13 protein-coding genes, 1 tRNA gene and 1 pseudogene are annotated in these 22,631 nt (G+C 58.4%); 5 read left to right on the forward strand and 10 right to left on the reverse strand.

Features of this window, described 5'->3' with window-relative positions; genetic code table 11:
• Positions 1-96 precede the first annotated feature (96 nt).
• Together DA792_RS10620 and DA792_RS10625 are read left to right on the forward strand one after the other, a co-directional pair.
• Positions 97-1,233 (forward strand): efflux RND transporter periplasmic adaptor subunit, encoded by a 1,137-nt coding sequence (locus DA792_RS10620; RefSeq protein WP_368074505.1) that lies wholly within the window; start codon positions 97-99, stop codon positions 1,231-1,233.
• Positions 1,234-1,255: 22 nt separating this feature from the next.
• Positions 1,256-4,363, forward strand: a complete 3,108-nt coding sequence (locus DA792_RS10625) for an efflux RND transporter permease subunit (RefSeq protein WP_107719925.1) — start codon at positions 1,256-1,258, stop codon at positions 4,361-4,363.
• A gap of 89 nt (positions 4,364-4,452) precedes the next feature.
• Here DA792_RS10625 and DA792_RS10630 read toward each other — a convergent pair whose 3' ends face one another.
• From DA792_RS10630 to DA792_RS10675, 10 genes are all read right to left on the reverse strand, one after another.
• On the reverse strand, positions 4,453-4,671 hold the full coding sequence (locus DA792_RS10630) for a DUF6500 family protein (protein WP_107719926.1): 219 nt from the start codon (positions 4,669-4,671) through the stop codon (positions 4,453-4,455).
• Positions 4,672-4,742: 71 nt separating this feature from the next.
• On the reverse strand, positions 4,743-6,374 hold the full coding sequence (locus DA792_RS10635) for an alpha-D-glucose phosphate-specific phosphoglucomutase (protein WP_107719927.1): 1,632 nt from the start codon (positions 6,372-6,374) through the stop codon (positions 4,743-4,745).
• 12 nt (positions 6,375-6,386) lie between these two features.
• The gene (malQ, locus tag DA792_RS10640; protein ID WP_107719928.1) at positions 6,387-8,243 is read right to left on the reverse strand and encodes a 4-alpha-glucanotransferase; all 1,857 of its coding nucleotides are present in this window, start codon (positions 8,241-8,243) and stop codon (positions 6,387-6,389) included.
• Positions 8,243-10,327 carry a glycogen debranching protein GlgX gene (glgX, locus tag DA792_RS10645; protein WP_107719929.1) on the reverse strand — a complete coding sequence of 695 codons (2,085 nt, stop codon included), beginning with the start codon at positions 10,325-10,327 and terminating at the stop codon, positions 8,243-8,245. The genes malQ and glgX overlap by 1 nt, the downstream gene beginning before the upstream one ends.
• A complete protein-coding gene (glgA, locus tag DA792_RS10650) occupies positions 10,324-11,757 on the reverse strand; it encodes a glycogen synthase GlgA (protein ID WP_107719930.1) in 1,434 nt (477 codons plus the stop codon). Before glgA ends, glgX begins: the two co-directional genes overlap by 4 nt.
• Positions 11,754-13,028 (reverse strand): glucose-1-phosphate adenylyltransferase, encoded by a 1,275-nt coding sequence (gene glgC, locus DA792_RS10655; RefSeq protein WP_107719931.1) that lies wholly within the window; start codon positions 13,026-13,028, stop codon positions 11,754-11,756. Before glgC ends, glgA begins: the two co-directional genes overlap by 4 nt.
• Positions 13,029-13,075: 47 nt before the next feature.
• Entirely contained in the window at positions 13,076-15,268 is a 2,193-nt protein-coding gene (gene glgB / locus DA792_RS10660) for a 1,4-alpha-glucan branching protein GlgB (RefSeq protein WP_107719932.1), read from the reverse strand.
• 62 nt (positions 15,269-15,330) lie between these two features.
• The gene (locus DA792_RS10665) at positions 15,331-17,724 is read right to left on the reverse strand and encodes a glycogen/starch/alpha-glucan phosphorylase (protein ID WP_107719933.1); all 2,394 of its coding nucleotides are present in this window, start codon (positions 17,722-17,724) and stop codon (positions 15,331-15,333) included.
• 601 nt (positions 17,725-18,325) lie between these two features.
• Positions 18,326-18,412 (reverse strand) — tRNA-Leu (locus tag DA792_RS10670).
• 273 nt (positions 18,413-18,685) lie between these two features.
• On the reverse strand, positions 18,686-20,041 hold the full coding sequence (locus DA792_RS10675; RefSeq protein ID WP_107719934.1) for a peptidoglycan-binding domain-containing protein: 1,356 nt from the start codon (positions 20,039-20,041) through the stop codon (positions 18,686-18,688).
• A gap of 187 nt (positions 20,042-20,228) precedes the next feature.
• Here DA792_RS10675 and lipB point away from each other — a divergent pair, with 187 nt between their 5' ends.
• The 3 genes and pseudogenes from lipB to DA792_RS22805 form a co-directional block, all read left to right on the forward strand.
• The gene (lipB, locus tag DA792_RS10680; RefSeq protein ID WP_302667097.1) at positions 20,229-20,918 is read left to right on the forward strand and encodes a lipoyl(octanoyl) transferase LipB; all 690 of its coding nucleotides are present in this window, start codon (positions 20,229-20,231) and stop codon (positions 20,916-20,918) included.
• A gap of 119 nt (positions 20,919-21,037) precedes the next feature.
• Positions 21,038-21,580, forward strand: a complete 543-nt coding sequence (locus DA792_RS10685) for a cytochrome c family protein (protein ID WP_368074506.1) — start codon at positions 21,038-21,040, stop codon at positions 21,578-21,580.
• Between the two features lie 239 nt (positions 21,581-21,819).
• Positions 21,820-22,541: pseudogene (locus tag DA792_RS22805) on the forward strand (IS5 family transposase); the annotation flags it as partial.
• Positions 22,542-22,631 lie beyond the last annotated feature (90 nt).

Genomic DNA, 22,631 nt, shown 5'->3' on the forward strand with positions numbered 1-22,631 from the left:
CACGCATCATTTCTGAGACTGGGCCGCGCCCGCGCGCGCCGCAATCCCCTTGCCGGAGACCTCCATGCCAAACACCCTCCTCCCCAAAGACTGCCTGTGTCGCTGCGCCGGATGTCTACCGCCCTTGCGCTTGCCCTTTGCGCCGCGATGCCCGCCCTTGCCCAAGACGCCCGCCCGCCCACGCCTGTGACCGTGGTCACGCTGGAGGCCAAAGACCTCACCTTGACCGCACCGCTGCCCGGTCGCGTTGCCGCCTCAAGTGCTGCCGAAGTGCGCCCACAGGTCAATGGCATCATCCGCGAGCGCTTGTTTGAAGAAGGACGCCCGGTTGAAAAGGGTGATGCGCTTTATGCCATCGACGCCGCCTCTTATGAGGCGCAAAAAGCGGTGGCAGAGGCCGGTTTGGCCCAAGCCAAGGCCGCATTGAAATCGGCGATGATCGAATATGATCGTCAGCAAGAATTGAAATCGCGCAATGTTGTGGCCCAACAAAACCTCGACAGCGCCATCGCCGCCCGTGATTCCGCCGAAGCCGCGATCAAACTGGCCGAAGCCAATCTGTTGACCGCTGAAATTGATTTGGATCGCACCACGGTCCGTGCGCCGATCTCGGGTGTGGTGGGCCTGAGCCAAATCACCCAAGGGGCGCTGGTCACCTCTGGTCAAGCCAGCCCGCTCACCGTGATCCGCGCGCTTGATCCGGTCTATGTCGATGTGACCCAAGCGGCAGCGGAAATGCTACGCTGGCAGCGCGCGGGAAGCGATGCGACCTTTGCCGGGAACATCGGCCAAACGGTCGAGTTGCGGCTGACCGATGGCAGCACCTATGAGCAAAAAGGCGAATTGTCCGCCGCCGAACCCCATGTCGATGAGCAGACCGGCTCGATCCTGTTGCGCCTGTCGTTCCCGAACCCGGATCATTTCCTGCTGCCCGGCATGTATGTTCAGGTTGAGATGCCACAGGGCTTGATCAAGGACGCAATTTTGGTGCCGCAAGAGGCGATCACACGAGATCGTCGCGGTCGCCCGATGGCGTTTGTCGTCACTCCTGAAAATATCGTCGAACAGCGCACGCTGACGGTGCAAAGCGATCAGGGCGCCAATTGGGTCGTGACCGAAGGGGTCGCCTCCGGTGAAATGGTGATCGTAGCAGGGCTGCAAAAAGTCTCCGCTGGCATGACCGTCGCCCCGCAACCGCAAGAGGCCGCCCCCGCCTCCAGCGACAGCAACTGAGCAAAGCCCGGAAGGACCCCTTATGGCCCGCTTTTTCATTGACCGCCCGGTATTTGCCTGGGTTATCTCGATCCTCATCATGGGCATTGGCGCGCTGTCGATCGTGACCCTGCCCATCGCTCAATACCCACAAATCGCACCGCCCTCGGTTTCGATCCACGCCGCCTATCCGGGGGCTTCGGCTGAAACCGTGGCCAATACCGTCACCCAGATCATCGAACAACAGATGACCGGGTTGGACGGGATGCGCTATATGTCGTCCAGCTCGACCTCATCCGGGTCGGCCTCGATCACCATGACGTTTGAAACCGGGATTGACCCCGATATCGCGCAGGTGCAGGTGCAAAACAAATTGTCACAGGCCACAGCGCTTTTGCCCGAAGCGGTGCAGCGCCAAGGTGTCACCGTTCAGAAATCTTCCGCGGGCTTTTTGATGGTGATCGGCTTGATCTCCGATGATGGTCAGTTGGATCAGGCCGACCTTGCCGATTATCTGAACACCAATCTTGTGGACGCGTTCAGCCGCATCGAAGGCGTGGGCGGCACCCAGATTTTTGGCGCACAATATGCCATGCGGATTTGGCTTGATCCATCGAAACTGGCCGCTTTCGACATGACACCCTCCGATGTCGTCGGAGCCGTGTCGTCGCAAAACGCCCAAATTTCGGCGGGCGCATTTGGCAGTCTGCCCTCCCCCGAAGGTCAAGCGCTCAACGCCACCATCACCGCACAATCGCTTTTGAAAACGCCCGAGGATTTCCGCAATATCATCCTGCGGTCTGAAGGCGACGGCGGCATTGTGTTGTTGCAAGACGTGGCCCGTGTCGAAGTCGGCGCGGAAAACTACTCCACGATTGCGAAATACAATGGCAAACCCGCCTCTGGCATGGCGATCCAGCTCGCCCCCGGTGCCAATGCGCTCGACACCTCGAAATTGGTGCGTGAAAAGATTAGCGAATATGCGCAATATTTCCCCGAAGGCGTGAGCTACGTCATCCCCTATGATACCACACCCTTTGTCGAAATCTCGATCCACGAGGTCCAAAAGACCCTGATGGAAGCCATCGTTTTGGTGTTCTTTGTGATGCTGTTGTTCCTGCAAAACCTCCGCGCCACATTGATCCCGACCTTGGCTGTGCCCGTCGTTTTGCTTGGCACTTTCGCGGTCTTGTCGCTGTTTGGCTACTCGATCAACGTGCTGACCATGTTGGCGATGGTTCTGGCCATCGGTCTTTTGGTCGATGACGCCATCGTGGTGGTCGAAAACGTCGAACGGATCATGGAAGAAGAGGGCCTGAGCCCGCGCGAAGCCACGCGCAAATCCATGGATCAGATCACCGGCGCGCTGATCGGCGTGGCCTTGGTGCTCTCTGCCGTGTTCATTCCGATGGCGTTTTTCGGCGGCTCGACCGGGGTGATTTATCGCCAGTTCTCGATTACAATCGTCTCGGCCATGTTGCTCTCGGTCGTTGTGGCCCTGACGCTGACGCCCGCGCTCTGCGCCACCTTGTTGCGCGGCAAAGACGCCCATCATACCAAACGTGGCCCCTTTGGCCTGTTCAACCGGGTGTTTGAAAAAATCACCGGCGGCTATGGCGCGACCGTGGGTTACACGGTGCGGCGTCCGCTGCGAATGTTGATGATTTATGCCATCATGGGCGGCGGCATTGTCTGGTTGTTCCTGCAAACCCCCACCGGCTTTTTGCCCGATGAGGATCAGGGCATCATGTTGGCACTGGTACAAGGTCCGGCGGGCTCCACCGCCGAAAACACCGCCAAAGCCAATATGCAAATCCAAGAGTATTTCCTCAACGCCGAAAAAGAGGCTGTGGATTCGATCTTTACCATCGTTGGCTTCTCCTTTGCCGGAGCGGGTCAAAACAACGGTTTGGCCTTTGTGCGGATGAAAGATTGGGGCGAGCGTCCAAGCCCGGCGCAATCGGTTCAGGCCATTGCTGGCCGTGCGTATGGCGCCTTCATGGGCATCCAAGAGGCCATGGCCTTCCCGATTGTGCCGCCTGCGGTCACCGAACTTGGCAACGTTTCGGGCTTTGACTTCTACCTGCAAGCCCCAGGCGGCCAAACCCACGAACAACTTCTGGAAGCCCGCAACATGATGTTGGGCATGGCCGCGCAAAGCCCGTTGATCGCCTCGGCGCGCCCCTCGGGTCTTGAGGATGCGACCCAGTTCAAACTGGACATCGACTGGCGAGCAGCAGGCGCGATGGGGGTCTCCCCGACCAACGTCGGCAACACGCTGTCGATCGCCATGGCCGGAACCTACGTCAACGATTTCGATGACAACGGCAAAACCAAACGCGTCTATGTCCAAGGCGAAGCCGATGCCCGTGCCACCCCGACCGATTTGCAAAAATGGCGGGTCCGCAACAGTACCGGCGATCTTGTGGCCTTTTCCAACTTCACCTCGGAGCGTTGGGTCTATGGTCCGCAAGGCCTGAACCGCTACAACGGCATCCCTGCGATGCAGATTCAGGGCTCCCCTGCCCCGGGCGTCTCCACCGGCGAAGCCATGGCGGAAATCGAACGTCTGGTCGGAAACCTGCCGCCGGGATTTGCCGTGGCATGGACTGGCCTGTCACTGGAAGAACGCGAATCCGGCTCACAAGCGCCGATGCTCTATGCGCTCTCTTTGGCCGCGATCTTCTTTTGTCTCGCCGCGCTTTATGAAAGCTGGGCGATCCCGTTCTCGGTCATGTTGGCCCTGCCGGTCGGCATCTTGGGCACGCTCTCTACGGCCTATTTCTTCCAGTTCCAAAACGGCGTGTTCTTTCAGGTCGGCATGTTGACCGTGATCGGTTTGACCGGGAAAAACGCCATTTTGATCGTGGAATTCGCCCGCGAGCAATATGACGCCGGGGCCAATTTGATCGACGCGGTGCTCAAAGCGGCACGGCAACGGTTCCGCCCGATCATCATGACCTCGCTGGCCTTCTCCTTGGGGGTTGTGCCGCTGGTCCTGTCGTCGGGCGCTGGCTCGGGGGGCCGCCGCGCAGTCGGCTCCGCGGTTCTGGGCGGAACGATCTCCGGCACAGTCTTCGGCATCATCTTCGTGCCGCTGTTCTTCGTGCTGGTGATGAAAATCTTTGGCCGCAAAAAAGCCACCGCCTAAGGCTCAGGTGCGGCACGTAGATATGGAAACGGCCGGGCGTCAGACCCCGGCCGTTTTTGTGTGTCTGGGGCAGAGGGGACAATCGCCCCTCACATCCCTTTCAACACCATGTCCCGCACCTTCACCGCCTTCTCAAAGTGATCCAACTGGTGAGTTTTAATCCACCAGTCTGCCGCCTCCATCAGCGTTTCGGGGTCGTCATTTTTATTGGCGAAAAACGCGTAAAACGACAGGCCGACCCCCTCGCCTTTCTGGGCGATTTTGGCATCACACGTGGCGATGATTTTGCTGCGAAGGCTCGTTCTCATACTCTGTCCTTTCATAGAAAACGGCCGGGAACGCGCGCCCCGGCCGTGTCGCACGCAACTGTCACGCAGCTTTAGGTGATCACATCGGGCGCGTTGCGGCCTGTGCGACTGCGGATCTCGGCCAAGCCGTCCGCCGCCGCAATCACCGCCGAAAGCGCGTGTTGCGGATTGTCCTGAAGCGCCGCCGCTGCCGTTTCCACTCGTTCCAAATAGACCCGCAACGTCGCGCCCTCGGTGCCGGTGCCTGAAAGCCGGAACACAATGCGCCCACCGCCAATGAACATAATCCGAATGCCCTGCCCCTCAGAGCGCGACCCATCGACCGGATCGTCATAGGCGAACTCATCGGCGGCCTCGATGGTCATGCCCTCGATCACCTGCCCCGGCAAATGGCGTAACTTGCCGCGCAGAGCCTCCATCACCCCATTGGCCGCCGCAGTGTCAACCGCCTCATAGTCGTGACGCGAATAGTAGTTGCGGCCATAGCGCGCCCAATGATCGGCCATGATCGCGGCCACGGATTGCTTCCGTTCGGCCAAGATATTGAGCCAAAACAGAACCGCCCAAAGCCCATCTTTCTCGCGCACGTGATCCGATCCGGTGCCCGCACTTTCCTCGCCACACAGTGTCGCACGGCCCGCGTCCAACAGGTTGCCAAAGAATTTCCAGCCCGTCGGCGTCTCATAGCAGGCAATGTCGAGCGTCTCGGCAACGCGGTCGAGTGCCCGCGAGGTCGGCATCGACCGCGCCACGCCCTTAAGCCCGCTTGCATAAGCCGGAACCAATGTGGCATTGGCCGCCAACACCGCCAAACTGTCCGATGGCGTCACATAGGCGTTGCGGCCCACAATCATATTGCGGTCGCCGTCCCCATCCGAGGCCGCGCCAAAATCCGGGGCCGATCCCGAAAACATCAAATCCATCAACTCTTTGGCCCAAATCGGGTTTGGATCGGGATGCCCGCCGCCAAAATCCGGCAGCGGCATGGCATTGACCACAGAGCCTTTCGGCGCACCCAGCCTGTCCTCAAGGATGGCCTTGGCATAGGGGCCGGTGATCGCATGCATCGCATCAAAGCGTAGGGTAAACCCGCCCGCAAACAGCGCGCGGATTTTGTCGAAATCGAAAATCTCTTCCATCATCAGCGCGTAATCGGCGACCGGATCGACGACCTCGACGTCCATCTCGCCCAACACCGTCGTGCCGATGGTGGACAGGTCCACATCCGGCGCGTCCATGATGGCATATTCGGTGATCGTCTTGGTCGCTTCAAAGATTTTCTCGGTCACACCTTCGGCGGCGGGGCCACCATTGGGTGTGTTGAATTTCACCCCGAAATCCTCTTTCGGCCCGCCTGGATTGTGCGAGGCGGACATGATGATACCGCCATCCGTACCGCGTTTGCGGATCAAATGCGAAGCCGCCGGGGTGGACAGCAATGCGTTTTGGCCAACGATGACCTTTTTCGCACCATTGGCCGCCGCCATACGCAACATCACCTGCGCGGCACGGTCATTGAAATACCGACCATCACCGCCCAACACATAGGTCTTGCCCGCAGCCCCCCCGATTCCGTTGAAAATCGCCTGAACGAAATTTTCCAGATAGTGCGGCTGCATGAACACCGGAGTTTTCTTACGCAGCCCCGACGTTCCGGGTTTTTGGCCGTCAATCGCATGGGTTTCAACCATGTGGCGGGTCATATGATGTCCTTCCTATCGGTCGTGTTTGCGCATGATTTCAGCCACGCGCATGATTTCACTATTTGTGGTGAGGGTATCAGAAGTTTCGGGCAAACGAATGCGCCAATTTGGATATTCGCTGGTGGTTCCGGGTAGATTTTGTTGATCCACCATGCCGAGCATAATTTCGGCCTGAACCGCGACCAATCGTGAGGGTGTGCGTGCCAAAAAATCGTGCAGCGTGTCTTGCTCCGCGTCCGGCAACAGCCGATCCATCGCCGCCACTTCACGTGCCCGATGGTCCAACTCATGTTCGGTCTGCGCCGCGTCCAACCCTCCGGCAGTTTGCCGCGCCGTGACATCCGCGCCCTGACGCCAGCCCTGCCATGTCGGCAAATCATGGGTCGAAAACGACGCAATCGCCGCCTCATCATAGCGCTCTGCCGGTTTGAAGTCGGGGTCCTGCCAATTGTCACGTTCAAACATCATCACCCGACAGCCCAAAACCCCCGATCCGGCCAAAGCCGCGTGCAGACCGTCAGGGATCAGGCCCAAATCTTCGCCGATGATGATGCCGCCTGTGCGCGCGGCCTCGATGCGCGCCACGGCCAACATCGCATCGCGTGGCATTTGCACATAGGCGCCGGGGGCCTGTTCCGGCACCCAAAAGGTGCGCTCAAACCCAAGAATGTGATCAATCCGCATCGCCCCCGCAAAACGCAGTTGCCGGGCAAAGGTGTCGCGCAGGGCGGCATAGGAGTTTTTACGCAAATCCAATGGATTAAACGGGGCAAGGCCCCAGTTTTGCCCCGCAGCCGAAAACGCATCGGGCGGTGCCCCCAGCGAGGCGCCATAGGCGAAACTGTCGCGATCTTCCCATGTTTCCGCGCCATGCGGATGGGTGCCCACGGCCAAATCGAGATACAGCCCATGCGCCATCCCGGCGGTCTTGGCCTGTGCCTGCGCATCGGACAAATCGGTATCCGCGCGCCACTGCAACCAGGCGTGAAACAGAATTTCATCGCGCAAATCGCGGCGTGCGGCCTGTGCGGCAGCGCTATTTGGACATTGCAAATCCGTAGGCCAATCGCACCAAAACGGGCCATGAATGGCGGAGAGCGCCTGATGCAGGGCAAAGGTTTCAAGCGACGCGCCCTCTTGCGCCAGATAGGCCAGAAACTCGGGCGATGTCGGGTGGGCTTCAAACGCCTGACGCAGCGCGGTCATCCGCGCGGGCGTGTCGGTTTGGTAGTCGATCAACGCCCCTGGCACGCCGGTCTCAGTCGCCAAATGCAGGACATTCAAACGGCGGCGATGGGACGGCGAATAGGGGCTGAACATATCCGGCACAGTCGGAAACCCGGCATGCACCGGATTGATGCCCAAGAACGCCGCACCATGCGGCCCAAGCCCGCGCACCAGCGCACTCAAGCCCTCATAGGTGCCAATGCCACGCGCGGACAGGCCATAAAGCGGCGCAACCAGCCCCCAACAGCGGTCCGGCAACGGGATGGATGCGGGCGCAGCCAAAAGCGTGATGCGGATCGGCCCCGCGATCAGATGATGGATGCCCATCGGCAGCTCCGGCAAGCTGTCCCCGCCCCGGCCCTCGCATGTCCGGCCATCCTCATAGGTCAACACCCATGCGCTGTCGCCAATATCGACCCAAGGCGCGGTGCCCGCCTCACAGACCACATCCCACGGCAGGCCCGTGTCCCAACCCGCCTCAAGATGTGCGCGCGCGTCCTCCTCAGTTTCGGCCTCAAACCCGAGCGCACGCATCAGCGCCACGGCGGTCTCCACCGAGGTTTCGCGCAACACGCCCAACTGGTCGTAAAACTGGCCATGGACACCAATCCGGGCAGAGAGTTCAAGCCGCAGATCCGTCATCAAAAGGCCTCCAGTTCAAGCGCCAAAGTGGTTTCGCGCCCGGCCAGGATGATGGACCCGTCGATCACTTCGCCATCAATATCCGGGTGGCCGGTGTCGATCCAAAGCCGCCAACGCCGCCCCGGCATACAGGCCGGAAGATGCACGCTCACCGCCTCGCCCCGGTTGAAAATCAGGAACAGAGCCTCTTCGCGTTGGGCATAAAGCGGCGTACCGGAGGCGATGCGCATTTCGGCACAGAGTGTTTTCAACTCCGGCGCGGTCCAATCCCGGTCGCGCATCAAAACCCCGTCAGGCCGCCACCAAAACAAGTCTTCGATCCCATCCATCAACCGTTCGCGCGAATGCAAAAACCGTTTCTGACGCAAAATCGGGTGGTCGCGCCGAAAGGCGATCAGCCGTTTGGTAAACTCCAAAAACGCCGGGTCAGCCCTGCTCCAATCAATCCACCCGATCTCATTGTCTTGGCAATAGGCGTTGTTGTTGCCCTGCTGGCTATTGCCCAGCTCATCCCCCGCCAAAAGCATCGGCGTGCCTTGGGAAAACAACAGCGTGGCCAAGAGGTTACGCCGCCGTTGCGCGCGGGCTGCATTGATTTTGACATCCTCGGTCGGCCCGGCCACCCCCATATTGTCGGAGGCATTGTCATTGTGGCCATCGCGGTTGTCTTCGCCATTGGCCTCATTGTGTTTGCCAGTGTAGCTGACCACATCCATCAAGGTGAACCCGTCATGCGCCGTGACAAAATTGACCGATGAGGTGGCTGGACGGCCCGAATGATCAAATTGTAACGCCGATCCGGTCAGGCGATCGGCCAGCACAGGCACATGTCCCGCATCGCCGCGCCAAAAGCGTCGAATGCCATCGCGAAACTTGTCGTTCCATTCCAAAAACGGCGGAGGGAACCCGCCCACGCGGTAGCCACCGGGGCCAATATCCCACGGTTCCGCGATCAGTTTAACCTTGGTCAGAACCGGGTCTTGCCGGATCGCATCAAAAAAGGACGCGCCGCGATCAAACCCCGTGGGGGTGCGGCCCAAGGTGGTGCACAGATCAAAGCGGAAGCCATCGACATGCATCACCTCGACCCAATAGCGCAAGGAATCCAACACCATACGCAGCACCATCGGGTGATCAATATTAAGCGTATTCCCGGTGCCCGTGTCGTTGATGTAATAGCGCTGATCGTCGGTCAGCCGATAATAGCTTTTGTTGTCGAGACCTCGGAAGGACAGCGTCGGCCCCTGTTCATTGCCCTCGCCGGTGTGGTTATACACCACATCCATGATCACCTCGATGCCCGCCGAATGCAGCCGCGCAACCATATGTTGGAACTCGGCGATTTGGTGATAGGCAAGGTAACGCGGATCAGGGGCAAAGAAGCTCAGCGTCTGATAGCCCCAGTAATTCACCAAACCCTTTTCGACCAAAAACCGATCGTTGAGAAAAGCCTGCGCCGGCAAAAGTTCAATCGCGGTGATGCCCAGATTCACAAGGTGATCCAAGATCGCATCCGAGGCGAGGCCTAGGAATTTGCCCTTGTGCAACACATCCGGGTGCAGTTCCGTCAGGCCTTTGACATGAGCCTCATAGATCACCGATTGCGAGGTGGGCCGGTGCGGCGGTTGATCTTTGCCCCACGCAAAAAGCACATCTTCGACGACCGAACGCGGCATGTATTTGGCGCTGTCTCGGGTGTCAAAAGACAGATCGGCGGCCTCGTGCCCGACCTCATAGCCCATCAAGGCGTCATGCCAGTCAGGGTGTTTGGTCACGCGTTTGGCGTAGGGATCCATCAAGAGTTTGTTGTAATTGAACCGATGGCCTTGGTCCGGCGCATAGGCCCCATCGGCGCGCAGCCCGTAGAGTTGCCCCGGACGCATGCCCGGCACAAACCCATGCCAAACATCGCCATCACGTTCTGGCAAATCCAAACGCTGGGTTTCGGTTTGACCGTCGTCCGAGAACAAACACAGGGTGATCCGGCGGGCATGTTGGGAAAAAACCGCGAAATTAACACCTTCGCCGTCGGCCGTGGCCCCCAGCGGTGCGGCATGGCCGCCCAGGATCGAAAATTGCCTCATTTAGGGTGCGTAGCTCCTGTCATCGCCTCAAAAAGATCGGCATATGTGCCTGCCGATGCGTTCCAACCGACGGGTTGTGCCATGGCATTGTCCATCATTTTGGTCCAGACATCAGGCTTGCGGTAGAGCGCGCAGAGATGGTTGAGCGCCTGGGTCAGCGCCAAGGTCGTGACCGGGTGAAATTGCACCCCCGTGGCAACGCCTTGCGCCAGTGCTGCGGCATTGGCATTGATCACCGTATCGGCCAACCCGCCCGTCAGCGAGACCAACGGCAAGGTGCCAAACCGCAACCCATACATTTGCGTCAAGCCACAGGGTTCAAAGCGCGAGGGCACCAAAATCGCGTCCCCACCTTCGATCAAACGACGGGCGAAGGCTTCGTCATAGCCAATCCGCACCGCCACACCCGCAGAACGCAAAGCGGCATCGCGGAAGGCGGATTCAAACGCGCTATCGCCCGACCCCAAAAGCGCCAATTGCCCGCCCTGCTGCAACAATGTTGGCAGCGCTTCGAGCAAAAGATCAAAGCCCTTTTGCCCGGTCAACCGCGAGATCACCACGCAGAGCGGCCCCTCACTGGCCGGACCGGAGTTTGGCAGGCCAAGCTCGTCGCGCAGCGCGGCCTTATATTTGGCTTTGCCTTTTGGGGTCTTGTAACTTGGCGACCAGACCTCTTCGTCGATGCCATTGAGAATGCCGACAAAATCCGAACCGCGCGCGGCCAAAACGCCCTCCATCCCCATGCCATATTCGCCTGTCATCAACTCGGCGGCATAGGTGGGTGAGACGGTGGAGACCTTGGTCGCGCCAATAATCCCGGCTTTGAGCGCCGAAATCTGACCCCAATATTCATAGCCACCGGGGCTAAACCCGGGACGCGGCAGGCCCAGCGTGTCGATCAGATCGGCCGAACAACAGCCTTGAAAGGCGATGTTGTGAATGGTCATCAGCGTCTTGACCCGCTCAGCCGCCCCCAATTCGCGCAGGTACACCGGGGTCAATCCGGCCTGCCAATCATGCAGATGCAAGACCTCGGGCACCCAGCCTTCGATCCCGTGCGCCGCAATCATCGCCGCGGCCAATGAGAGCGCGGCAAAGCGTTGCGGGTTGTCGGCCCAATCATAGCCACCGGGGCCGGTATAGAGCGATCCGTCACGGTCATAGAGATGCGGGGCATCCAAAATATAAAGTACAGTGTCGCCCAATGTTGCGCGGCGAATTTGGGCCGAACCACCGAAGAAATCATGGATGTCAAACACCGGCTCAGCACCCGGCCGGGCCGTCAAAACCGCGCGATAGCCCGGCAAAAGCGTACGCATGTCCACGCCATGCGCCGCCAATGCGCCGGGCAAAGCCCCGGCCACATCGGCCAATCCCCCGGTTTTCACCAGGGGCACACATTCGGACGTGACGGAGAGAACCCGTGTCATAGGCCTTTGGCCCTCCGGTTCAGCATGTCTTGGGTGATCAAGGTGATCCCGCCCGGTGACACCCGAAACCATTTGGCATCCACTTCGGGATCTTCTCCGACCACAAGCCCCTCTGGGATATGAACGCCGCGATCAATCACCACGTTTTTAAGCCGCGCATGACGCGCCACATTCACATAGGGCAAAACCACGGCGCCCTCCAAAGAGGCATAGGAATTGGTGGTCACATGGGTGAACAACAGGCTTTCGCGGATTTCCGTCCCCGAAATGATGCAGCCCCCCGAGACCATCGAACTCACCGCCGTACCGCGCCGATCCGGGCGGTCATGGATGAATTTTGCCGGTGGCGTGTTCTCGGAATAACTCCAAATCGGCCAACTGCGGTCCCACAGATCAAGCTCGGGGGTGAAATCGGTCAGGTCGATATTGGCCTTCCAATAGGCGTCAATCGTACCGACATCGCGCCAATAGGCCGGGGCGTCGGGGTGGCGGATGCAACTGTCGGTGAAACGATGCGCCTGCGCTTTGCCCTTGGCCACGATGTCGGGGATCATGTCGTTGCCAAAGTCGTGGCTGGAGGTTTGATCCTCCATGTCTTCCAACAGCCGTTCGCGCAGGAATTTCCAGTTGAACACATAGATGCCCATCGAGGCGAGCGCGTTTTTCTCATCGCCCGGAATGCCCGGAGGATCGGCGGGTTTTTCCAAAAACTCGGTGATCCGGTCCGTGCCATCCACCGCCATCACGCCAAAGGCCGAGGCCTGTTTGCGGTCCACGGTCAGACAGCCGATGGTCACATCCGCGCCGCTGTCGACGTGATGTTGGATCATCAACTCGTAATCCATCTTATAGATGTGATCGCCCGCAAGGATCAGGATGTAATCGACATCATAACTGTCGATGATGTCGATGTTTTGCGCCACGGCGTCGGCTGTACCGCGATACCATGTGCTTTCTTCATAGCGCTGCGAGGCGGGTAAAATGTCCAAAAATTCATTGCGTTCGGCGCGGAAAAATGTCCAACCGCGTTGGATGTGGCGGATCAGAGAGTGGGCTTTGTATTGCGTCGCAATCGCCATTTTGCGGATGCCGGAGTTGAGCGCATTGGAGAGCGCAAAATCGACGATCCGGGTTTTGCCACCAAAATACACCGCCGGTTTCACCCGCGAATTGGTCAGTTCCTGAAGCCGCGAACCGCGCCCCCCCGCCAACACGAACGCCATGGTCCGATTGGCCAGTCTGTTGCGCGTCTGTGTTTGTGTCTGTGTCATTCCTCCACCTTTCCGCACCCCGAGCCCCTGCCTTTCGGCTCAGACCGTCATGCTTTGTCTTTGATAAAGACCATTGTTGAGAGTGGCGGCACGGTGATCTCCGCTGTCGCAGGCTGTCCGTGCCACTCGCCCTTCGTGGCGGTGATCCGCCCCAGATTGCCGCGGCCTCCGCCACCGTAGCATTCTGCATCTGTATTGATCGCCTCGCGCCAGACGCCCTCTTGCGGAAAGCCGAGCTTATAGGCGCTGCGTTCGAGCGGCGTGAAATTACACACCACGACGACTTCGGCATCGTCAGCTCCGCCGCGCCTGATCCACGCGTAGATCGAATGTGCCGCGTCATTGGCCTCAATCCATTGGAACCCGTCCGGGTCGCAATCCTTGGCGTAAAGCGCGGGCGTGGCGCGGTAGAGCGCGTTGAGATCGCGCACCACGTCCTGGACGCCTTGGTGCATGTGATAGACCAGACAGGCCCAATCAATCTCACCATCATGGCTCCACTCTTGCCATTGGCCAAACTCTTGCCCCATGAACAAAAGCTTTTTGCCCGGATGCGCCCACATGAACCCATAATAGGCCCGCAGATTGGCGAATTTTTCCCATTCCGAGCCGGGCATTTTATGGATCATCGAGCCTTTGCCATGCACCACTTCGTCATGGCTGATCGGCAGGATGAAGTTTTCCGAGAACGCGTAATGCAGACCAAAGGTCATCTGGTGATGATGGTGTTTGCGATGCACCGGATCGAGCGCCATGTAAGACAGCGTGTCGTTCATCCAGCCCATGTTCCATTTGTAACCAAAGCCAAGCCCGCCCCCATCCACTGGCGCGGAAACACCCGGATAGGCGGTGCTTTCCTCAGCCACAGTCATGATGCCGGGCACCTCGCCATAGGACAGCGTGTTCATGCTCTGAAGCATGTGGATCGCCTCAAGATTTTCCCGCCCACCGTGGATGTTCGGAATCCATTCGCCCTCTTTGCGCGAATAATCGCGGTAGATCATCGACGCCACGGCATCCACCCGCAGCCCGTCAATGTGATATTCTTCAAACCAATAAAGCGCATTCGAGGTCAGAAAATTTTCCACCTCGTGACGACCGTAATTGTAGATCAGCGTGTTCCAATCTTGGTGGAACCCCTCGCGCGGATCGGCGTGTTCATACAAAGGCGTGCCATCGAATTGCGCCAAGCCATGCACATCGGTCGGGAAATGCCCCGGCACCCAATCAAGCAAGATACCAAGCCCCGCCTCATGCGCCGCTTCAACCAGATCGCGGAACTCATGTGGCGGGCCAAAGCGGATGGTGGGGGCAAAAAGTCCGACGGGTTGATAGCCCCAAGAGCCGTCAAATGGATACTCAGAAATCGGCATCAATTCGATATGAGTGAACCCCATGTATGTCACATAGTCGATCAGCTCAACGGCGGCCTCTTTATAGGAGATCGGACGCCCGTCATCCTTGCGCCGCCAGGAGCCAAGATGCACCTCATAAATCGAGATGGCCTGATCGCGCTTTTGCGCCTCGGCGCGGCTTTCCATCCACGGCCCATCGGACCAGCCATAGCCCGAAATATCGCGTACGACAGAGGCGGTTTCGGGCGGGTGCTGACTGCCAAAGCCGACCGGATCGGCTTTGAGGTGGAGGCCATCCTGCGCATCCAAAATCTCGTATTTATAGGCTGCCCCCTCGCCCACACCCGGCATGAAAATTTCCCAAACGCCAGTGCCGCCGCGTTTGCGCATCACATGCCGCCGCCCGTCCCAAGCGTTGAAATCGCCAACCACGGAAACCCGTTTCGCATTCGGTGCCCAAACGGCGAAATGCGTACCATGGACGCCCTCATGGGTCATCACATGGGCACCAAGCGCGGTCCAAAGCCGATTGTGATTGCCCTCACCCAACAGATATTCGTCAAGCTCGCCCAACACCGGCCCAAAACGATACGCATCTTCGACCTGCCACTCCGTTTTGCCTTTTTGGCCGATCAAAACATAGGGCTTGGTGCCAGATACGGCGCCGTGAAACAGGCCCCGATAGCCCGCGACCGAGGCCAGAGGCGACAGTTTGCCCGCGCTGAGCGCCGACATCGCCTCCGCCCCCGGATCATAACAGGTTACCGTGCGAATCCGGCCCTTTTTATGTGGACCTAAAATGGCGAAAGGATCATCAAACCGCCCCGCACAGATCTGCGCCAGAACCGTGGCATCTGCGAAACTCTTTTGATCTGTCTGTGCCATCTGATTTTCCTTTATTTGATGGCACCTTAGGGGATTCCAAGAACCAATCAACTGTTTGATTTTTAGGGAATAAGGCTCTTAGCCCCCCAGATATCGCACATGTAGCCGTGGATGGTGCGATCCGACGAAAACCACCCGGAACGTGCCACATTGAGCGCCGCCATTTTGGCCCATTTTTGCGGGTCCGTGTACACGGTATCAACCTCGCGTTGTGCACGCCAGTAGTCGGTGAAATCGGAACAGACAAGGAAGTAATCCGACCATGTCAGATTGTCAGCGATATGGGTGTAACGGCCCGGATCTTCGGGGCTAAAACGGCCCGAACGCAGCGCATCAAGCGCGCGCGCCAAACGCGGATCGGCGTTGATCGCCTGTTGTGCGTGATCATGCATCATCCGGCGTTGCATCACCTCATCGGCCAACATGCCAAAGAGAAAGAAATTATCCGCACCGACCTGTTCGCGGATTTCGACATTGGCCCCATCCAGCGTGCCAATCGTGAGCGCGCCGTTGAGGGCAAATTTCATGTTGCCCGTCCCAGAGGCCTCTTTGCCCGCCGTCGAGATTTGTTCGGACAGGTCCGCCGCCGGGATCAACCGTTCGGCCAAAGTGACGTTGTAGTTCGGCAAAAACACCACTTGCAACACATCACGCGTGTCCACATCGGCATTCGCCACTTTGGCGAAGTCGTTGATCAGGCGGATGATATCCTTGGCGAAATAATAGCCCTGTGCCGCCTTACCCGCAAAAAGTTTGACGCGCGGCACCCAGTTGGCCGACGGATTGTCTTTGATTTCCAGCCAATGGGCGATGGTTTCAAGAATATTGAGGTGCTGACGCTTATATTCATGCATTCGCTTGATCTGAATGTCGAACATCGCCTCTGGGTTCAAATTGATCCCATGCGCCTTGGACACGTAGTCACACAGCGCGGCTTTGTTGTCGGTTTTCACCTGAGTGAACCGCTCCAACCAACCGGCATCCTCGATGGCGGGTTCCAGCTTTTTGAGCTGTTCCAGATCGGCCACCCATTCCTCGCCAATGGTCTCGGTGATCAGGGCGGACAGTTTCGGGTTACACGAATGCAGCCAGCGGCGTGGGGTCACACCATTGGTTTCATTGACGATACGACCCGGGTGCAGCGCGTTGAGTTCTTTGAACACGGTCTTTTTCATCAGATCGGTGTGCAATGCGGAAACGCCGTTGACCCGGTTTGACACCATAAACGACAGCTCGCCCATTTTGACCTGCCCGTCCGAGCGCGCCGACAACGTGCGATGTGGATTGGCTTTGTAATGAGCGTCATCAATGCGGTCGATGATCTGCAAATGGCGCGGCAAAAGGCGACCAAACAGACGTTCGTCCCAACGCTCCAACGCCTCCGGCAACAGCGTGTGGTTGGTGTAATTCATACAGTGGTGGGTGATGTCGAATGCTTCTTCAAAGGACAGCCCGCGCTCATCATGCAGGATACGCAAAAGCTCAGGCCCCGCGATGGCCGGGTGGGTGTCGTTCGACTGGATCGCGACTTTTGTCGGCAACAGGCGGATGTCGTCATGCTGGCTGTCAAAGCGGCGCAGAATGTCGCGGATCGAGGCGGCGGAGAAGAAATACTCCTGTTTCAGGCGCAGTTCTTTGCCCGCCTCATTGCTGTCCTCGGGATAGAGCACGCGCGAGATTGAGCGCGCCAAGGCTTCGTGTTCGGACGCTGCGGCGAAATCGCCGGAGTTGAACAGGCCCAAATCAAACGGATCGACCGCGCGCCCGGCCCAAAGCCGCAGCGTGTTGGCCCACCGCCCCTGCCAGCCGACAATCGGCGTATCAAAGGCTTCGGCCTGGATCAGTTCGGAGGGTTTCCAGAGGGTTTTGCCGTTCTCGGAAATCACATCGCCGCCAAAGCCAAGGGTGAACCGCACTTCTGGACGCTCAAATTCCCAAGGATGCGGCTCTTGTAGCCATGTTTCCGCCGCCTCAACTTGCCGCCCGTCCACAAAGCTCTGTTTGAACAGGCCGTTTTCATAGCGGATGCCATAGCCATAAGCCGGGCAGCCGATGGTCGAAAGACTGTCGAGGAAACAGGCGGCCAAACGGCCCAAGCCACCATTGCCAAGCGCCGCGTCCGGTTCGTCCATCAAGATCGTGCGATAGTCTTGGCCAAAGCTGTCGAGCGCCTCTTTCGCCTCCTCGGCCAACCCAAGGTTGACGATCCCATCCTCAAGCAAACGCCCGATCAGAAACTCCATCGACAGGTAATAGACCCGCTTGCCGTCTTGTTCATAGGTCTTGCGCGTCGAGGCGACCCAATGGTCAACGATCCGGTCGCGCACCGCATGAGACAGTGCCATCCGCCAATCAAAAAACTGCGCATGTTCGGGGTCTTTGCCCATCGTGTAGGTGAGGTGTTGCAGGAGGGCGTGGCGGAAATCTTGGGAGGGCGTAGGGGCTTTGCCGGCCATGGGTCACCTTAAATTATGTTAAGAACCAAAGCGGATCTTAAGGGGGAGGGTCATTTTTTCCTAAGCCACATCAGCTTAGGAAAGCAAGCTATGGCAAATCCTAGACGGCCGCTGGCACTGCTATTGCCCTGTTTATAGTCATTTTCTGATGCATTCCTTAATCCACCTCAAATGAGAACCGATTAAGGCGCGTTTATGCTTTATTTTCAGTATATCTTTTATCCACCACAATGAAAGCCCACCGCCCTAAGAGCTATGCCATCTATGCGGATGTGGATCACGATTTCATGACAAGACGCCAAATGACCAGGGCGCGTCTGTATGCGGCAAAGTCGGCTTGAGTAATTGCCGTGGCTCCACGGACCGTCGAACATCAAGGTTCAGCCGAGCATGGCATCGACCACTGTTTCGCCCAGACTGTCATCGAGGTCGCGGGCAATCAATCCAAACGTGTGGCTCTCGAACGATACCCAAAATGGATTCACCCCTATCGAACCTTGCCGATGGCCACATGGCACAACCGAGCCAACAACCAGCGGCTTAAGAATTACAAAACATGGGAGCTATTTGGGACATGAGTTACACTTTCTGTAGAAAGTGTTGGTGCGGTCGAGAAGACTCGAACTTCCACGGGTGTTACCCCACAGCGACCTCAACGCTGCGCGTCTACCAATTCCGCCACGACCGCACAGTCTTGACTTGGTGAGGGGCTATGTAGCGAAGCGGTTCGGGGAAGTGAAGAGGAAAAATCGGGCGATCCTCACTTTTTCTGATTTTTTTCAAACGGCGGGCTTTGGCATATCAATTGCACCGGAAACGCCATCCTCACGCGGCGCAATGGCACATAGAGTTTCGCCAAGATGCGCCCAGAGGAACCGCCCACCTGACGCTCCTCGCCCAAAGAAAGGCCGCCCAGTGGGCGGCCTAGCAAAACATTCAGAGCATCCCGTGATTGGAGCCGTTATTCCGTGATCGAAAACGCGGGCAAAGCGGTGCCAGAGGCCGGAACCACCGGAGCCGGGGCCGAAATCGCCGCGCCGCTCAAAGACATGGATGCTTTGCGCAAGAGACCCGCACGCTCTGCCTGACCGGGCGCAAAGACGGCCGGTACACCTGTTGCCAACGCCGTGAGCGTATCGTCATACCACGCCTGAGCCAGATCCGGCCGCTGGGTGACGCCAACGCCTTGGCTCAGGTGATGGCCCAGAAGTTCGCCATATGCACGTTCGCCCACAGCCACCAACATCAGCGACGAGGCCAAAGCCACATCCATATTGTCGGTGCGGTAGCCCACGGAGAGACAGATTTTCGCCGTTCCCGCCAATTGCGCCGGAGACATGCCGGAGTTCAGCACGAAATTCGAAGTCTCCGCCAAAACCGCATCACGCGGTTTGATCGAGAGGGCCGCAACCTGCGCCGCCATCGGCGGGGCGAGACCTTCGCATTGAGCGGCGATTTGATCCGGGGTAAAGCCCTGAACCTTGGAAATCATGTCCTCACCCTGCGAGATCGCGTAGGTGCGCGCCAAGCAAAACTGTTCGTTCAGGGCCTGATTGGCATCCACCATGGAGGCTTCGGTGACGAACCCGCCATTGGAGTTGGTCAACAGGCTGACCTTGTTGCAATGCGACGCGAGCGACACCTGCGTGCCCGCCCCAAGGAAGCTGGGCATGCTCGACTCAGGAGTTGCCGCTGCGAAACTCGGCATGGTGGCCGCCGCGGGAGCGGGCGCGGCCGCCATTGTGGCCGGTGTTTGCGGTGCAGGCATGACCGGGTTCACCACAACGGTGGTGCCCGGCATGGTGGCCATGGTTGCGCCCCCTGCCCCGCCTGACGCCATTTCAGTGCGGTACATTTTCAAAAGACCACGGGTGCCTTCGGGATTGGAGGCCACGAGTTGTGTGGTTTGATACCCGCCCGCCTGCGCGCGATTGTACGACGAGATCAACAGCTCCTGTTCAAAGGGCGACAACTGACCGGTGATCGGATAGCCAAGATAGACCTGATAGGCCGACACCGCATCGCGGGTCTTTTTGCCAAGCTGGCCATCGACAGAGCCCGCATTAAAGCCGAAATAATTGAGCGAGGCCTGAATTTCCTTGCCTTCTTGCGTTGATGGCAAACGGGGGCGGGAATAGGTCCGCGTGCTGGTTGTTTTCTTTTTCGGTTGCTGACTGGCCGCGCCAAGCAGCCCGCCGATCACCGCACCGGCCAGAAAATCACCACCATCGGCCTGAACACGCGTTGTTGTGCCCAGCATCATCCCAGCCGCAAGCGCCGCCGATACAAAATGTTTGAATACTTTTTGATTGGACATACTTGTCCCTCCCCGCCAAATGACTCACTAAACTTCGCTTAGGATAGCACACAGCTTCGTGATCCCAAGGTTTATTCGCCGCATGGGCCTTCATTGCATATTCCGGGTTAGCAAATCGTAAGCAAAACACGAGTTTCCCCGCACGCCCCCTTTTCTGTCCCTGCCGCGCAAGATACACCCAAAACACATCCCCCGAAGCACAGAGTCAGCCGCGAAGGATAGAGACATGGTCGAATGGCGCATTTCAGACGGGTTGACCGATTACATGTTCGCCGCCACCGAAATGGAGGCCCGCGCCGATGCCATTGCGCGCGGCGAGGCGGACGAGTTGATTTGGCTGTTGGAACACCCGCCTTTGTACACCGCAGGCAGCTCCGCCAAGCGCGAGGATTTGGTCGATCCCGACCGTTTCCCGGTCTATGACACCCGTCGCGGCGGGCAATATACCTATCACGGTCCGGGTCAGCGGGTCGCCTATGCGATGCTCGATCTCAACACACGCGGCAAAGATGTGCGCAAATTCGTCGCCAATATGGAGGCTTGGGTGATCGCCGCGCTGGCCGAATTCAACGTCACGGGCGAAATCCGCGCGGGGCGGGTTGGCGTTTGGGTGGTGCGCGAGGACAAGCCGCTGACCCTGACCGGGCAAAAGCCCGAGGACAAAATCGCCGCCATCGGATTGCGCATTCGCAAATGGGTGTCCTTTCACGGGCTGTCGATCAATGTCGACCCCGATTTGAGCCATTTCGACGGCATCGTGCCCTGTGGCATCCGCGAACATGGCGTGACATCTTTGGTGGATCTGGGTCTGCCTGTGACGATGGAGGACGTGGACGTCGCCCTGAAACGCGCCTTTTCCGAGGTTTTTGGCGACTAAGCCCAGATGGCGGCGGGATGCGACATTGGTCGAAGGTGCGACAATACTGGACTGGCACAGAGGCCCAGACGCGCTATTGTGATCATTGGACACATGAATCAGTCGGGAGACACAACCCTATGACCAAACTATCCGGGACCAAACTTTTTGCCCTCACCGCCGCCGCCCTGATGGCAACCTCCACCGCCGCTTTCGCCGGTGATGCGGAAGCCGGCGCGAAAGAGTTCAACAAATGCAAATCCTGCCACATGATTGCAAACGGCGATGACATCATCGTCAAAGGCGGCAGAACCGGCCCGAACCTCTACGGCGTGATCGGCCGCCCGGTCGCCTCCTACGAGGGCTTCAAATATGGCGACGGCATCTTGGCCGTGGGCGCGACTGGCAAGGTTTGGGACGAAGCGTCTTTGATCGAATACGTTGCCGATCCGACCGCCTATATCGACACGCATGGTGGCTCTGGCCGCTCGAAAATGACCTTTAAGCTGAAAGACGGCACCAACGTGGCCGCCTATCTCGCCACCTTCTCGACGATGTCCGACGAAGGAGCCTCTGATGACGGGGCTGAGGCCGCTGACTCCATGGACACAGACATGGATGAAACCAAAGGTCAGGAGCACAACCAAGAGGGCGAGCACACTCAGTCTGGCGCATCCAACTGATCGAGCTTTTGCTTTGCGACAGGATCAAACGCCGCTCCTTTTGGGGCGGCGTTTTTGGTTCGGGAAAAGAACGCGGAATGGGGGGGAAGGACAGCCTGACCCAGCGTGATGTGACGTAGCTCACCCAGAAACCCGCATCTAGGGTGTGAACCCAATTCCTTGTCTTGCTGAAATGGGCTCTTCATGATTCATCTGCGGAAAACAGGTGCATGATGGCGAGATTTGATCTGAGCGACGAAGAATGGGCTGCAATCCGGCCTCATTTACCCAAACAAGGGCGCGGTCCGCAGCGCAAGGATGACAGAACAGTCTTGAATGGCATTTTCTATGTTCTGCGCACGGGGGCGCCGTGGCGCGATCTGCCGGACCGGTATGGCCCGCGCACGACTGTTTACAACCGCTATGTCCGCTGGGGTGAGCGCGGGATTTGGCAAGGGATATTTGATGTGCTGGCGACGGAATGTGAGGACGCGCTGATCTTCATTGATAGTTCAATCGTCAAGGCACACCGGGCGGCAGCAGGCTCAAAAGGGGGGAGTTGGCGCAAGGTATTGGACGCTCACGCGGCGGTCGCGGCAGCAAGGTTCACGTCGCCGTAGACCATCGCGGCCTGCCTCTACGGTTCGCGATTACAGGCGCACAAAGGCATGATAGCAAGGTATTTGGTTCATTTGTCGGCTGGCAAAAACAGCCGACAGCTATCGTCGCAGACAAAGCCTATGGCTCAAAAGCCATCCGCCAAACCATCGCTGACGAAGGCGCATTGGCAGTGATCCCATCCAAGTCAAACGCCCGCATCCACATCCCACATGACCCCGACATCTACGCCCAGCGAAACCTTGTAGAGCGGTTCTTCTGCCGCATGAAAGACATGCGAAGGCTAACAACGAGATACGAAAAGTTGAAACGCAACTTCCTGTCGATGGTCCATATCTTTGCAATCAGATGTTGGCTGAATTGAGTCCACACCCTAGTTCAGACCTCTGTAGGCTGGGAACGGGCGTTACGCGGCATTCTAGAACAATACCGAACAGCTTTGAGCCATGTTCTG

Source organism: Celeribacter baekdonensis, assembly GCF_003047105.1.
Lineage (GTDB): Bacteria > Pseudomonadota > Alphaproteobacteria > Rhodobacterales > Rhodobacteraceae > Celeribacter > Celeribacter baekdonensis_B.

What these genes read in the sequence shown, in the direction of transcription:
- DA792_RS10625 (WP_107719925.1), top strand. Translation starts at nt 1,256, where the DNA reads ATGGCCCGCTTTTTCATTGACCGCCCGGTATTTGCCTGGGTTATCTCG.
- DA792_RS10630 (WP_107719926.1), bottom strand. Translation starts at nt 4,671, where the DNA reads ATGAGAACGAGCCTTCGCAGCAAAATCATCGCCACGTGTGATGCCAAA.
- DA792_RS10635 (WP_107719927.1), bottom strand. Translation starts at nt 6,374, where the DNA reads ATGACCCGCCACATGGTTGAAACCCATGCGATTGACGGCCAAAAACCC.
- malQ (WP_107719928.1), bottom strand. Translation starts at nt 8,243, where the DNA reads ATGACGGATCTGCGGCTTGAACTCTCTGCCCGGATTGGTGTCCATGGC.
- glgX (WP_107719929.1), bottom strand. Translation starts at nt 10,327, where the DNA reads ATGAGGCAATTTTCGATCCTGGGCGGCCATGCCGCACCGCTGGGGGCC.
- glgA (WP_107719930.1), bottom strand. Translation starts at nt 11,757, where the DNA reads ATGACACGGGTTCTCTCCGTCACGTCCGAATGTGTGCCCCTGGTGAAA.
- glgC (WP_107719931.1), bottom strand. Translation starts at nt 13,028, where the DNA reads ATGACACAGACACAAACACAGACGCGCAACAGACTGGCCAATCGGACC.
- glgB (WP_107719932.1), bottom strand. Translation starts at nt 15,268, where the DNA reads ATGGCACAGACAGATCAAAAGAGTTTCGCAGATGCCACGGTTCTGGCG.
- DA792_RS10665 (WP_107719933.1), bottom strand. Translation starts at nt 17,724, where the DNA reads ATGGCCGGCAAAGCCCCTACGCCCTCCCAAGATTTCCGCCACGCCCTC.
- DA792_RS10675 (WP_107719934.1), bottom strand. Translation starts at nt 20,041, where the DNA reads ATGTCCAATCAAAAAGTATTCAAACATTTTGTATCGGCGGCGCTTGCG.
- DA792_RS10685 (WP_368074506.1), top strand. Translation starts at nt 21,038, where the DNA reads ATGACCAAACTATCCGGGACCAAACTTTTTGCCCTCACCGCCGCCGCC.